This window comes from Arthrobacter sp. K41 (assembly GCF_059089645.1).
The window spans coordinates 704,564-717,355 of the sequence record NZ_JBNHEW010000001.1 but is presented as its reverse complement, the minus strand read 5'-3'; the positions used below and the strand labels follow the sequence as shown (position 1 = coordinate 717,355).

Here is a 12,792-nt window from a genome sequence, read left to right as displayed (position 1 = left end):
ACGCCATGGAAAAGTTCACCACCCACACCGGAATCGGCGTCCCGCTGCGCCAGAGCAACGTTGACACGGACCAGATCATCCCCGCTGTGTACCTCAAGCGCATCACCCGCACGGGCTTCGAGGACGCCCTGTTCTCAGCGTGGCGCAAGGACCCGGCGTTTATCCTGAACCAGGCGCCCTTCAGCGCCGGTTCGGTCCTGGTGGCCGGGCCGGATTTCGGTACAGGATCCTCCCGTGAGCACGCCGTTTGGGCCTTGAAGGACTATGGCTTCAAGACTGTGCTCTCCTCCCGGTTTGCCGACATCTTCCGGGGCAACTCCGGCAAGCAGGGACTGCTCGCCGCCGAAGTGGCCCAGGACGACATCGAATTGATCTGGAAAGAACTGGAGAACGCTCCCGGGACCGAAGTCACGGTGGACCTTGTGTCCAAAACGGTGGTCTGCGGCAACATCGTGGCACCCTTCGAAATCGACGACTACACGCGGTGGCGCCTGCTCGAAGGCCTGGACGACATCGGCCTGACACTCCAGCATGAGGCAGACATCACTGCCTACGAGGCCACCCGCCCTGCCTTCAAGCCGAAAACACTGCCGGCCCGCCTTTCCTGAGCCCGCCCAAGCAGCCGTGACGGGGGCGGCGGCGGCGCGCCACGCCCTGCCGCCGTCGCCCGCGTATTTCGGTTCGGTAACGCAACCTCCTATGCTTGGTTGGAGCCTTTGCAGGGATCTTGGGGCTAGTCATCGTTAGGAAACCGGTATATGAGTAGTGTTCTGACCATCCGCGGCGGAGTCCCGCTTACTGGCCGCGTCACCGTCCGGGGAGCGAAGAATCTCGTTCCGAAGGCCATGGTGGCGGCGTTGCTGGGCAACGAGCCATCGGTGTTGCGGAATGTGCCGGAAATTAAGGACGTGGAGGTAGTCACCTCCCTCCTGCAGCTGCACGGAGTCACCGTGGTCAAGGACCCGGTGAACGGGGACCTGACCCTGGACCCGAAAGCGGCCAAAACGGCCCCCAGCACGGCCATCGACGCCCACGCCGGCGACTCCCGGATTCCCATCCTGCTCTGCGGCCCGCTGATCCACGCCATAGGCGAAGCGTTCATCCCCGACCTTGGCGGCTGCAAGATCGGCGACCGCCCCATCGACTACCACCTGGACGTGCTCCGCCAGTTCGGTGCAGTAGTGGAAAAGCGGCCCGGCGGCATCCACATTTCCGCTCCCAAGGGCCTGCACGGGGCCAAGATTTCCCTGCCGTACCCCTCTGTCGGCGCCACGGAGCAGGTGCTGCTGAGCGCCACGCGCGCGGAGGGCATCACGGAACTTTCCGGTGCCGCAACCGAACCGGAAATTATCGACCTCATCGCCGTCCTGCAGAAGATGGGCGCGATCATCAGCGTCCAGACCGACCGCACCATCCGCATCGAAGGTGTTCGGGATCTCGGCGGCTACAACCATCGGGCGCTTTCGGACCGCAACGAGTCGGCGTCGTGGGCTTCGGCTGCACTGGTGACCAAAGGCGACATCTACGTTGAAGGCGCATCACAGCGCGACATGATGACCTTCCTCAACACCTACCGTAAGGTGGGCGGCGGCATGGACATCGGCGAGGAAGGCATCCGCTTTTACCACCGCGGCGGAAAGCTCACCCCGCTGGTCCTGGAAACGGACGTGCACCCCGGCTTCATGACCGACTGGCAGCAGCCGCTGGTGGTGGCGCTGACCCAGGCCGAGGGCGTTTCGATTGTCCACGAGACCGTATATGAAAACCGGTTTGGCTTCACTGATGCCCTCATCCGGATGGGCGCCAGCATCCAGGTGCACCGGGAATGCCTGGGCAGCGTCCCCTGCAGGTTCGGCCAGCGCAACTTCCTCCACTCCGCGGTGATTTCGGGGCCCACCCAGCTCAAGGGAACCGACATCGACGTGCCGGACCTCCGCGGCGGCTTCAGCCACCTGATCGCGGCACTGGCCGCAACCGGAACCTCCCGCGTTACAGGGATCGACATCATCAACCGGGGCTACGAGCGCTTCACCGAAAAGCTCGCCGGACTCGGCGCCGATTTCGACATCACCACGGCGAAGTAGCGGTACCGAAGTGAAGGAATCGGTCAAGAGCCGCGCCACCCTCGCCGTGGTCGCGGCCATAGTGCGCCCCGTGTTCAACCTCATGATGGACAAAAAGTGGGAAGGCACCGAAAAGCTGCCTGCCGGTGGTTTTATCGCAGCGCCCAACCACTGTACCGAGATTGATCCGCTGATCATCGGCCACATCCTTTACAACCACAAGCGCGCCCCCCATTTCCTGGCGAAGTCCGGACTGTTCAAGGTTCCGGTCCTGGGCTGGGTCCTGCGGGCCACCAAGCAGGTGCCGGTGGAACGCTCGACGGCGGGTGCGAACCGTTCGCTGCAGGTGGCCCAGGAAATTGTTGCCGAAGGCGGCGCCATCATTATTTATCCCGAGGGGACCCTCACGCGCGATCCGGACCTGTGGCCCATGAAGGGGCACACCGGCGCGGCGCGCCTGGCCCTCGAGGGGAATATTCCGGTGGTTCCGATTGCACACTGGGGCGCGCACGAAGTGTTCCCGCGCTACGGTAAGCGGTTTCACCTGTTCCCCCGCAAGAAGTCGAGGGTGGTGGTGGGCGAGCCCGTCGACCTGAGCGCCTTCACCGGCCGTCCCCTGGACAAGGCAACGCTGGCCGGGGCCACCGACGCCATAATGGATGCCATCACCGCCCTGCTCGCAGACATCAGGGGCGAGCAGCCTCCCGCGGAGCGCTGGGATCCGGCCAGGCAGCAGCAGGCGAAGCACGGCCGCTTCGTGGAGCGCGGGCAGCAGCAAAATGGCGAACGGACGGCCGGTGACTCCTGAGGGGAACCACCCCGGTTCAGCCCGGTCCGTCGCGATCCTGGGTGCAGGGTCGTGGGGGACGACGTTCGCCAAGATCCTGGCCGATGCTGCCACTGCAGCAGGCGAGCAGCGCGCCATCCGGATCTGGGGCCGGCGGAGCGAAGTGGTGGAGGAAATCAACACGGTCCACCGCAACGCGCAGTACTTGAAGGAAATCGCCCTCCCCAAGAGCATTACTGCTTCCACCGACGTCCGTGACGTGTTCGAGGGGGCAGATCTGGTGGTCCTGGCCGTGCCGGCCCAGTCGCTGCGGCCGCAGCTGCGCGCATGGAAAGACATGATCGCGCCCGGTGCCATGGTGGTTTCCCTCATGAAGGGCCTTGAGGTGGGAACCGACGCCCGGATGAGCGAAGTCATCAGCGAGGAACTCGGCCTGCCCACCGAGCGCATTGCGATCGTCTCAGGGCCGAACCTTGCCATGGAGATCGCCCGGGAAGAGCCCACAGCCTCAGTGGTGGCCTGCACCGACGCGGCTGCTGCCGGCTGGATCGCACGCAGCTGCACCGCACCGTACTTCCGGCCGTACACCACCTCGGACATTGTCGGGGTTGAGATCGGCGGCATCGTCAAGAACGTCATTGCGCTGGCGGTGGGCATCTGTGAAGGCAGGCAAATGGGGGACAACACCAAAGCCTCCGTGATCACCCGTGGCCTCGCCGAAACATCCCGCCTTGCCCTGGCGTTGGGCGGGGAAGCGAAAACGATGGCCGGACTCGCGGGCCTGGGCGACCTCGTGGCAACGTGCTCCTCACCCCTGTCCCGGAACCACACCGCCGGACGGCTGCTGGGCCAGGGCCTCACGCTGGAGGAGGTGGGCCAGAAAATGACCCAGACTGCCGAAGGCATTAAGTCCGGCCAGGCCGTACATGATCTTGCAAAACAGCTTGGCGTGGAGATGCCCATCACGGCTGCCGTCGTTGCCGTGCTGGCAGGCAAGCTGTCCGTTGACCAACTGGGGCCGGTCCTGCTGGCCCGGGAACTGAAACCTGAAGGCGATTACTGACAATGTCCCATGACAAACTGACCGCAACAGAGCCGGCCGGCGGGGCAAAGCCCCGGGTGGCGGTACTTTTCGGCGGCCGTTCCAGCGAACATGCCGTCAGCTGTGTCACTGCCGCCGGCGTTCTTGGTGCGATCAACAGGGATAAGTACGAGGTCATACCGATCGGGATCGCCAAGTCGGGGCAGTGGGTGCTGGCTGCCGCCGATACCGCCCAGTGGTCCCTCGCCGCATCCTCGCTGCCGGAGGTGGTTCCGTCGCAGCAGACCGTGACGCTGGCCCAGATCGGCGGTGAACACCAGCTGATCGTTGCCTCCCCGAACGAGGTTCCGCAGGAACTCGGCACCGTGGATGTGGTGTTCCCGCTGCTGCACGGCCCGTTCGGCGAGGACGGAACCATCCAGGGATTGCTGGAACTCTCGGACACCCGGTACGTCGGGGCCGGCGTCCTGGCTTCGGCAGTGGGCATGGACAAGCACTTCATGAAAGTGGTCTTCGAAGCCGCGGGCCTCCAGGTGGGCCCCTACATCGCGGTAACGGACCGGCAGTGGAGCAAGGATGCCGAATCCGTGCGGAAAAAGGTGGACCGGCTCGGCTTCCCCGTATTTGTTAAGCCGGCACGGGCTGGATCGTCCATGGGCATCTCCAAAGTTGATTCGCTGGACGAACTGGACGCCGCCATCGAAGAAGCCCGGCGGCACGACCTCAAACTGGTCATTGAAGCTGGAATTGTTGGCCGCGAAATCGAGTGCGCGGTGCTGGAAGGCAGGGGCATCGACGCTCCCCGGACTTCCATGCCCGGCGAAATTTCCGTGGCCGGGGGAAACCACGAGTTCTACGACTTCAACGCCAAGTACGTTGAGGACGACGCGGCCTCGCTCAGCTGCCCGGCAGACCTTCCTGAAGAAGCGATCACCCGGGTGCGCGAACTTTCCGCAGCCGCCTTTGACGCGGTGGGGGCTGAGGGCCTGAGCCGGGTTGATTTCTTCTACACCCCGGACGGCCAGCTGATCATCAACGAGATCAACACCATGCCGGGTTTCACCCCGAAAAGCATGTACCCGCAAATGTGGGCCGCATCCGGTCTGGACTACGCCGGGCTCATTGACGAACTTATTCACCTCGCCCTGAACCGCAAGACCGGCCTCCGCTGAATTCCGGGCTGGATCGCCGGCGCTGAAGCCTCCCTACCCGCCCCTGACCTCGCTTCGGCCAGGGAAGCCGGCGGGCGTGGGCCCCACTACTGGCTTTGCGGCAGGTCCTGGAGCTCTTCCTGGCCCACGCAGTTCCGGGTGGGCGGGATTTCTCCTGCGGCGACGGCAAGATCGGCCAGGACCGTCGCGGAGCTGATCTTGTCCGGATCCAGAAGGATTTCGGTGGCGGGCTCCCGGCCGTAGGTTGTCAGCGTCCAGACGGGGTCGCCTTCCTTGATCACCCAGTCGATTCCGTTGACCGTGACGCAGCGGTCCGTCGTGGGGCCCGGCACGTTGACTCCGCAGCGAAGAACCACCAGGGAGGGTTCGCCCCACACCGCGGTGGCCTGGCTGTTCGTTTTGCGCAACGCAGCGTCACCGATGGCTTCCGGCAAGGCCACCATCATGGGAGCGCAGGCCGGGTTTGCCGCATCCCGGGCTGGGGGAACGTCGACGGCGGGGGAGCAGGCAGCCAGGGCCAGGCAAGCAACAGTCCCCATCACCGCCATCCCGGCAACGCGGGCGGGCAAGGGAAGCGTTGGGCGGTGCATACTCCAAGACTATCGGTGCAGCCGGGTTGTCCCGGACGCACTGCCCGTGCGGTACCTGAATGGGCGCAGGCCGCCAATGTCGGGGGCCCGCTGTAGCGTAGTGGCGTGCCTGAAAAGCGTTTGACAATCCAAGAGCATCCGCCCGTCGCAGCCCTCTCCGAAGCCGAGCTGCTGGCGCGGATTTTCCCGCGCCTGTCCATGGGAGGGGACCACGCCCAAGCCACGCTGCTCGGTCCCGGGGACGATGCCGCTGTGGTGGCGGCCCCTGACGGGAGGACGGTCATCAGCATCGACACGCAGGTGCAGGACCAGGATTTCCGGCTGGAGTGGCCCAACGGGTACCGGACCACCGGCTTTGATGTCGGCTGGAAAGCGGCAGCGCAGAATCTCAGCGATATCAATGCCATGGGAGCTGCAGCCACGTCCCTGGTGGTCAGCCTTACCCTCACCCCGGAGACACCGGTTGCCTGGGTGGAGGACCTGGCGGATGGGTTGACGGCCGGCATCAGGAGCTTGGGCGCCACCAGGTGTTCCGTGGCCGGAGGTGATCTGGGCAGGGGCAGGGAAATCTCCGTCACCGTGGCGGTCCTGGGGACGCTCGACGGCCACCACGCGGTTCTGCGGTCCGGAGCGCAACCCGGTGACGTCGTGGCCCTTGCCGGAACTGCGGGGCACGCGGCTGCCGGCCTGGCACTTCTTGAGTCCGCTGTCAACATCGAGGCCCTTCGCCCTGAACAGCGGGTCTTCCTGGATCGCCAGTGCAGGCCCCGGCCCCCACTGGCTGCCGGGCCTGCCGCCCGGAGCGCAGGCGCCACTGCCATGCTGGACGTCTCGGACGGCCTGCTGCGGGACGGGCTACGGTTGGCGGCGGCCAGCGGCATCACCATTGACCTAGACGCCGCGCCGCTGAGGGCGCTGGCGGACGTGCTGCGGCCTGCCTCGGATCTGTTGGAGACCGATCCGATGGCGTGGGTTCTTGGTGGCGGGGAAGACCACGGACTGCTCGCCACATTCCCACCGCGCGTTCAGCTTCCGGCCGTATTCACTGCGATAGGCTCGATACAAGCATTGGGAAGCAACGAAAGCCCGAGCGTCAAAACAGCGGGCCAATCCGCGGACACCGGGGGATGGGATCACTTTGCACACTAAGGTTGCCGCCAACGCGCAAGCGATGAAGAGGTGGCTGGGCAAGGCGGAGACCGTCCTGGGGAACCACAGCGACCGCCTCAATGCCATCAATATCTTTCCCGTGGCTGACGGCGACACGGGCACCAACCTGTACCTAACTGTCCGTGCGGCCTCCCAGGCTGCTGCAGCCGCGGATGACCAGGCCGCACACCTGGACGTTGGCGCTGTGCTGGCCGGCGCCGGCCAGGCGGCCCTGGAGGAGGCAAGGGGCAACTCCGGCACCCTGTTCTCAGTGTTCCTCTGCGCGGCGGCCGAGCCCCTGGCAGGGCACACCCGGCTGACGTCGACACTGCTGGCTGCAGCCCTGAACCGCGCCCAGATCCGGGCTTGGTCGGCGCTCAGCGATCCCGTCCCGGGAACGATGCTTTCGGTCATGGAGGCCGCTGCCCGCGCCGCCGCCGCCGTGGATGCCGGGCAGAACGGCGATGACAGCAACCACGCCCTCGGGCTGGCCCTCGATGCCGCCGTCGAAGCCGCCCTCGCTGCCGTCATCCGCACCGAGGACCAGCTGGACGCATTGACCACCGCGCGCGTCGTGGATGCCGGCGGAGTAGGGATGCTCCTGATCCTGGACTGCCTTCGGTCTGCTGTCCTGGGCGAGGAGCTCCAAAGCGAACTCCTCGATGGGCTCCACGGCTATGACGTGTCCGATCCCCACATCCACACGGCGCTGCCGGACGACGACGGCGTCGAAGTCATGTGCACCATCAGCCTCTCACCGCTGCAGGCCGCCACGCTTCGCCAGCAGCTTGACGAGATCGGCGAGTCGGTCATCATGAGCCAGGTGGGCAGCGGTTCCGACAGCGAGGGAAACTACCGCTGGCGCGTCCACGTCCACGTCCCTGCCCCTGAACCGGCTGTTGCCATCATCCGCTCCCTTGGTGATCCGGTGCAGATCAGTATCAGCGAACTCACCCTGCCGCAGGGACCGCAAACGGATGCAGTGAACTCCAGTGGGCATGAGCGCTGAACTGGACCTCGCGCTGGAACGCCGCATCGGCAAACGTTCCGCGGCGGTGATTGAAAAGCACCTTGGCATCACCACGGTGGACGGGCTGCTGAACTATTTCCCGCGCCGCTACATGTCCCGGGGAGAGTTGACACCCATCAACGAAATTCCGCGGGACGAGGAAGTCACGCTCATTGCCAGGGTGCTTTCCAGCAGCACCAGGTCCATGCAGGCCCGCCGGGGGACAATCACCGACGTGGTGGTCTCCGACGACGACGGGCAGCAAGGGCTGCGGCTGGTTGGCGGCACAGACTACCGGGGCAAAGTCCCCGGCACCCTCAAAATCAGCTTCTTTAACGGCTACAAAGCGAAAGCCGAACTCCTGCCCGGACGCCGGGCCCTGTTCTCCGGAAAGGTCACCAGCTTTAAGGGAGTCCTGGGTTTGACCAACCCCGACTTCCAGCTCCTCGACGAGGACCCTTTCAGCCAGGGCGTCCAGGACCCTGAAAAACTCGCGGCCATGCCCGTTCCGGTTTACCCGGCCACGTCCAAACTTCCCAGCTGGAAGATTCAGAAAGCCATTTCAACCCTGCTTGAAACCGTGGACCTCGACGCCCTGCCTGATCCCGTCCCGCCCGCGGTCGCTGCACGCGAAGGGTTCCTTCCGCTTGCCCAGGCGTACCGGCTCATCCACGTTCCGGAATCCCCTGACGACTGGCAGCGGGCACGGGACCGGCTCCGGTACCACGAAGCGCTGGTGCTGCAGTCCGCCCTGGCCCGGCGCCGCGCACAGCTCGCCGCTGAGGAAGCCACTGCACGCCGGCCCGTCCCTGACGGACTGCTCGCCGCCTTTGATGCCGGCCTCCCCTTCACCCTCACAGCCGGACAGGCCGCCGTCGGGACAACTTTCGCCGCGGAACTGGCCCGCGACTGCCCCATGAACCGGTTGTTGCAGGGCGAAGTAGGGTCAGGAAAGACCGTCGTGGCGCTGCGCGCCATGCTGCAGGTGGTGGACGCCGGAGGGCAGGCGGCATTGCTGGCGCCTACCGAGGTCCTCGCCGCGCAGCACTTCGAGTCGATCCGCCGCGCACTGGGGCCGCTTTCAAGGGACGGCCTGCTGGGAGGGCTCGATAACGCCTCCGTCCAGGTCACGCTGCTGACAGGTTCCATGCCGGCCGCGGCACGCAAGCAGGCCCTGCTCGACGCCGCCTCCGGGACCGCCGGCATCATCATCGGCACCCACGCCCTGCTCAGCGGCAATGTCACCTTCTACGATTTGGGGTTGATCGTGGTGGATGAGCAGCACCGTTTCGGCGTGGAGCAACGGGATGCGCTCCGGGCCAAAGCCAGGAAGCCGCCCCACCTGCTGGTCATGACTGCTACGCCCATCCCGCGCACCGTTGCCATGACGGTGTTCGGGGACCTTGAAACGTCCGTCTTGGACGAGCTTCCCGAGGGCAGGGCACCGATCAGCACCCATTTGGTGGGGCTGGCGGAGAATCCCGCCTGGGCCGGCCGCATCTGGGCCCGTTCACGGGAGGAGATCGACGCCGGCCACCAGGTGTACGTCGTGTGTCCCAAGATCGGGGCCGACGACGACGGCGACTTCAGCCCCGGGGAAGCCGACCTGGATGAAGGCTCCGACGGGGAAAACGGACGGGAACTGGCGTCAGTTACCGCCGTCGTCGAACAGCTCCTGGACGAGCCCGCCCTTTCCGGGGTCCCGATGGCACCACTCCACGGGCGCCAGCCGCCCGAAGTGAAGTCCGCCAACATGGCCGGCTTCACGGCAAACAGCGTCAAGCTGCTGGTTTCCACCACGGTGATCGAAGTGGGCGTGGACGTACCCAACGCCACCCTCATGGTCATCCTCGACGCCGACCGCTTTGGCATCTCCCAGCTGCACCAGCTCCGCGGACGGGTGGGACGGGGAGGCCTGCCGGGGACCTGCCTGCTGGTCACCGCACTGGAGCCTGAACACCCCAGCCGGCGACGGCTGGACGCTGTTGCGGCCACCACGGACGGTTTCGAACTTTCCCAGGAGGATCTCAAGCTGCGCCGTGAGGGTGACATCCTGGGCGCCTCCCAGTCCGGAGGCCGTTCCACTTTGAAGCTGCTGCGCGTGCTCGAACACGAAGCTGTCATCAGCCGCGCCCGTGACGACGCCCAGCACATCGTGGCCGAAGACCCCTCGCTGCGTGCGCACCCGGATCTGGCCGAGGCCATGGACAAGTACCTCAACCCCGAGAAGGAGGCTTTCCTTGAACGCGGTTAGCACGCACAAACCAGAAGCAGGCCGCGGCGCAGGCGCAGGTGCCCAATGAGCCGCATCATTGCCGGTGCCGCTGGCGGTACGCCTCTGCAGTCGGTTCCGGGTTCCTTGACCCGGCCCACCACGGACCGGGTCAAGGAGGCTTTGTTCTCGCGGCTGGATGCCTTTGAGGTCATCAGCGGGGCGCGGGTGCTGGACCTCTACGCTGGTTCGGGGTCGCTCGGGGTGGAAAGCGGCAGCAGGGGAGCCCTGACGGTGGACCTGGTGGAGTTTGATGCCAAGGCGAGCGCCGTCTGCCAGCGCAACGCCGACCTCATCAACGGGGTACTGGGGCGCAAAGCCGTGACGGTCCACCGTTCCAAAGTTGAGCCCTTCCTTGAGCGCGCCGACGACACCGCGGCCTGGGACCTGGTGTTCCTGGACCCGCCCTATCCGCTGGAGCAGGTGGCGCTGTCCGCCGTACTGGAAAAGCTCGCTGCCCACCTCTCGCCGGCCGCTGTGGTGGTGGTGGAACGTTCATCCCGCTCACCGGAACCGGGCTGGCCCAGTGGTTTGGCACGTTTCGCAGAGAAAAAATACGGCGAGACCCGGCTCTGGTTTGCGGAGCCTTTTGTGCCGGACGCCATCGATCCGGACGTTGTTGACGAGGACCCGGTCAGCCACGACGCCGCTGACCGGGACTAGGACGTCAAAGCGTCCAGGTCCACGCCGGCCAGGACCTTGGCGGGATGCGGGCCGCGGGACAGCAATTCCGCAGACCAGCCGTCCGGCCAGGACGTCTGGGTGCCGGCCAGGACGATGTTGCCCGGGTAGCGGCCGTCGAACATTCCGGCTTCAGCAAACGCCGCCACGTCGCCCATCGCCTGCCGCATGGCTGCGACCTGGCTGCGGACAAGGGTAAGCCCGGGCTCGTCGCCCACATTGACGATCAGCAGCCCGTGCGGGGTGAGCCGATCCCGAACCTCGCCGTAGAACGCGGCGCAGGCGAGATGTTCGGGCGCTTCGGGGCCGGAGAAGATGTCCAGGATGACGACGTCGAACAGCAACCCGGGTTCGAGTTCAGCAAGGGCGCCGCGGGCGTCCCCGATGGTGGTATGCAGGTCCGTCCCTTCCGGAAGGGGCAGCTGGCGCAGGACAAAATCCAGCAGTTCACGTTCCAGCTCCACCGCGTGCTGGACGGACCCCGGCCGCGTGGCCTGGATATAGCGGGCCAAGGTCAGTGCCCCGGCCCCCAGATGCAGCGCCGTCACCGGTGTGCCGGCAGGGGCAGCCAGATCCACCAGGTGCCCGATCCGCCGCAGGTACTCATAGAAGATCTCCTCCGGCCGGACCAGGTTTACGTGGGACTGCTCCGCGCCGCCAATGCTGAGCACGAAGCTGCCGTCAATGAAAGCGTCCGGTTCGATGGTTGCGTGCTGTCCGGTAGTTCGCAAAAACCGCTCCGCATGCCCGCCGCTGCGTGCAGGCATCAGAGCCGGTTCCTGAGCGTGGACAGCCGGCGGGCGGCTTCCTCTAGGACATCGGTTTTCTTGCAGAACGCGAACCGCAGCAGACTCCGGGTCCTCTCTGCCCCTTCCGGGTGGCAGAAGACAGGAACCGGAATGGCGGCCACGCCAACCAGGCCAGGGAGCTTGCGCGCCAATTCCACTGAGTCGCGGATGCCCAGCGGTGACGTGTCAACGTTGACGAAGTAGGTTCCCTGGGGGTTGAAAACGTCGAAGCCCGCGGCCCGGAGGCCTTCACTGAGGATGTCCCGCTTGTGCATCAGCTCAGCGGCAATGCCGTGGAAAAAATCGTCCGGCATGCCGAGCCCGGTGGCGATGGCCGCCTGGAACGGCGTGCCCGAACTGTAGGTGAGGAACTGTTTAACGGTGCGCACAGCGGAAACAAGTTCTTCCGGGCCCGTGAGCCAGCCGATTTTCCAGCCGGTCAGGGAGAAGGTCTTCCCGGCAGACGAAATGGTGATGGTCCTGTCTTTGGCTCCCGGCAGGGAGGCCACCGGCACGTGCCGTTGGCCGAACGTGAGGTGTTCGTACACCTCGTCACTGACGATCAGGCAGTCGTGCTTCCGGGCCTGGTCGACGATTCGCTGCAGCACCGGGCGGGGAAAGACGGCGCCGGTGGGGTTATGGGGATTGTTCAGCAGCACCACCCGTGTCCGCCCGGTGAAGGCCGCCTCCAGCGCTGCCATGTCCGGCATGAAGTCCGGAGCCAGCAGGGGCGCGGTCACATGCGCAGCACCGGACAGGCCGATGATTGCGCCGTAGGAGTCATAAAAGGGTTCGAAGGTCAGGACCTCGTCGCCGGGTCCGGCAAACGCCAGGAGGGAGGCGGCGATGCCCTCGGTGGCCCCGGTGGTAACCACCACCTGGGTCTGCGGGTCCGGGGTGAGGCCGTAAAACCTTTCCTGGTGGGCAGCCACTGCTTCCCGGAGTTCCACGACGCCTTTGCCCGGTGCGTACTGGTTCGCTCCGGACGTGATGGCCGCCCGGGCTGCTTCCCGGACTGCCAACGGTCCATCCTCGTCCGGAAAACCCTGGCCCAGGTTGATGGCACCGGTCCGGACCGCAAGTGTGGTCATCTCTTCGAAGATCGTGACCCCCAACGCGCCGTCAGGCCCCAGAAGGTTGGCTCCGAGTGCCGTCCGCTGCCAGGGGGCCGGGGCTGCAGGGGTGGAAACTTCCCGTCGTGGATGCATCCAGTCATGGTATCCCGGCCTTTTTATGGGT

The 12,792-nt window shown here is 65.7% G+C and carries 12 protein-coding genes; 9 read left to right on the top strand and 3 right to left on the bottom strand.

The window, feature by feature from the left end:
• The first annotated feature begins 5 nt into the window (after positions 1 to 5).
• From leuD to AC5RTE_RS03405, 5 genes are all read left to right on the top strand, one after another.
• Positions 6 to 608 (top strand): 3-isopropylmalate dehydratase small subunit, encoded by a 603-nt coding sequence (leuD, locus tag AC5RTE_RS03425; protein WP_494039976.1) that lies wholly within the window; start codon positions 6 to 8, stop codon positions 606 to 608.
• 150 nt (positions 609 to 758) lie between these two features.
• Positions 759 to 2,084, top strand: a complete 1,326-nt coding sequence (murA, locus tag AC5RTE_RS03420; RefSeq protein WP_387546289.1) for a UDP-N-acetylglucosamine 1-carboxyvinyltransferase — start codon at positions 759 to 761, stop codon at positions 2,082 to 2,084.
• A gap of 10 nt (positions 2,085 to 2,094) precedes the next feature.
• On the top strand, positions 2,095 to 2,871 hold the full coding sequence (locus AC5RTE_RS03415; protein WP_494039975.1) for a lysophospholipid acyltransferase family protein: 777 nt from the start codon (positions 2,095 to 2,097) through the stop codon (positions 2,869 to 2,871).
• Positions 2,843 to 3,913, top strand: a complete 1,071-nt coding sequence (locus AC5RTE_RS03410; RefSeq protein ID WP_494039974.1) for an NAD(P)H-dependent glycerol-3-phosphate dehydrogenase — start codon at positions 2,843 to 2,845, stop codon at positions 3,911 to 3,913. The genes AC5RTE_RS03415 and AC5RTE_RS03410 overlap by 29 nt, the downstream gene beginning before the upstream one ends.
• 2 nt (positions 3,914 to 3,915) lie before the next feature.
• Positions 3,916 to 5,064, top strand: a complete 1,149-nt coding sequence (locus tag AC5RTE_RS03405; RefSeq protein ID WP_494039973.1) for a D-alanine--D-alanine ligase family protein — start codon at positions 3,916 to 3,918, stop codon at positions 5,062 to 5,064.
• Between the two features lie 86 nt (positions 5,065 to 5,150).
• Here AC5RTE_RS03405 and AC5RTE_RS03400 read toward each other — a convergent pair whose 3' ends face one another.
• On the bottom strand, positions 5,151 to 5,654 hold the full coding sequence (locus AC5RTE_RS03400) for a DUF3515 domain-containing protein (protein WP_494039972.1): 504 nt from the start codon (positions 5,652 to 5,654) through the stop codon (positions 5,151 to 5,153).
• Positions 5,655 to 5,759: 105 nt separating this feature from the next.
• Here AC5RTE_RS03400 and thiL point away from each other — a divergent pair, with 105 nt between their 5' ends.
• The 4 genes from thiL to rsmD are packed head-to-tail and all read left to right on the top strand — an operon-like array spanning position 5,760 to position 10,747.
• A complete protein-coding gene (gene thiL, locus AC5RTE_RS03395) occupies positions 5,760 to 6,803 on the top strand; it encodes a thiamine-phosphate kinase (RefSeq protein ID WP_494039971.1) in 1,044 nt (347 codons plus the stop codon).
• A 22-nt stretch (positions 6,804 to 6,825) separates the two neighbouring features.
• On the top strand, positions 6,826 to 7,812 hold the full coding sequence (locus tag AC5RTE_RS03390) for a DAK2 domain-containing protein (RefSeq protein WP_494039970.1): 987 nt from the start codon (positions 6,826 to 6,828) through the stop codon (positions 7,810 to 7,812).
• Complete coding sequence (locus AC5RTE_RS03385; protein WP_494039969.1) at positions 7,802 to 10,066, top strand: ATP-dependent DNA helicase RecG; 2,265 nt, start codon at positions 7,802 to 7,804, stop codon at positions 10,064 to 10,066. The genes AC5RTE_RS03390 and AC5RTE_RS03385 overlap by 11 nt, the downstream gene beginning before the upstream one ends.
• Positions 10,067 to 10,111: 45 nt before the next feature.
• On the top strand, positions 10,112 to 10,747 hold the full coding sequence (gene rsmD / locus AC5RTE_RS03380) for a 16S rRNA (guanine(966)-N(2))-methyltransferase RsmD (RefSeq protein ID WP_494039968.1): 636 nt from the start codon (positions 10,112 to 10,114) through the stop codon (positions 10,745 to 10,747).
• On the opposite strand, the gene AC5RTE_RS03375 is transcribed toward rsmD, so the two are convergent.
• Together AC5RTE_RS03375 and AC5RTE_RS03370 are read right to left on the bottom strand one after the other, a co-directional pair.
• Entirely contained in the window at positions 10,744 to 11,532 is a 789-nt protein-coding gene (locus tag AC5RTE_RS03375; protein ID WP_494039967.1) for a spermidine synthase, read from the bottom strand. The genes rsmD and AC5RTE_RS03375 overlap by 4 nt on opposite strands.
• Positions 11,532 to 12,761: an aminotransferase class I/II-fold pyridoxal phosphate-dependent enzyme gene (locus AC5RTE_RS03370; protein ID WP_494039966.1), complete on the bottom strand. Its 1,230-nt coding sequence runs from the start codon at positions 12,759 to 12,761 to the stop codon at positions 11,532 to 11,534. The genes AC5RTE_RS03375 and AC5RTE_RS03370 overlap by 1 nt, the downstream gene beginning before the upstream one ends.
• Positions 12,762 to 12,792: the final 31 nt, after the last annotated feature.

Coding starts and splice junctions, on each gene's coding strand:
- leuD (WP_494039976.1), top strand. CDS start 6: ATGGAAAAGTTCACCACCCACACCGGAATCGGCGTCCCGCTGCGCCAG.
- murA (WP_387546289.1), top strand. CDS start 759: ATGAGTAGTGTTCTGACCATCCGCGGCGGAGTCCCGCTTACTGGCCGC.
- AC5RTE_RS03410 (WP_494039974.1), top strand. CDS start 2,843: ATGGCGAACGGACGGCCGGTGACTCCTGAGGGGAACCACCCCGGTTCA.
- AC5RTE_RS03405 (WP_494039973.1), top strand. CDS start 3,916: ATGTCCCATGACAAACTGACCGCAACAGAGCCGGCCGGCGGGGCAAAG.
- AC5RTE_RS03400 (WP_494039972.1), bottom strand. CDS start 5,654: ATGCACCGCCCAACGCTTCCCTTGCCCGCCCGCGTTGCCGGGATGGCG.
- AC5RTE_RS03390 (WP_494039970.1), top strand. CDS start 6,826: ATGAAGAGGTGGCTGGGCAAGGCGGAGACCGTCCTGGGGAACCACAGC.
- AC5RTE_RS03385 (WP_494039969.1), top strand. CDS start 7,802: ATGAGCGCTGAACTGGACCTCGCGCTGGAACGCCGCATCGGCAAACGT.
- rsmD (WP_494039968.1), top strand. CDS start 10,112: ATGAGCCGCATCATTGCCGGTGCCGCTGGCGGTACGCCTCTGCAGTCG.
- AC5RTE_RS03375 (WP_494039967.1), bottom strand. CDS start 11,532: ATGCCTGCACGCAGCGGCGGGCATGCGGAGCGGTTTTTGCGAACTACC.
- AC5RTE_RS03370 (WP_494039966.1), bottom strand. CDS start 12,761: ATGCATCCACGACGGGAAGTTTCCACCCCTGCAGCCCCGGCCCCCTGG.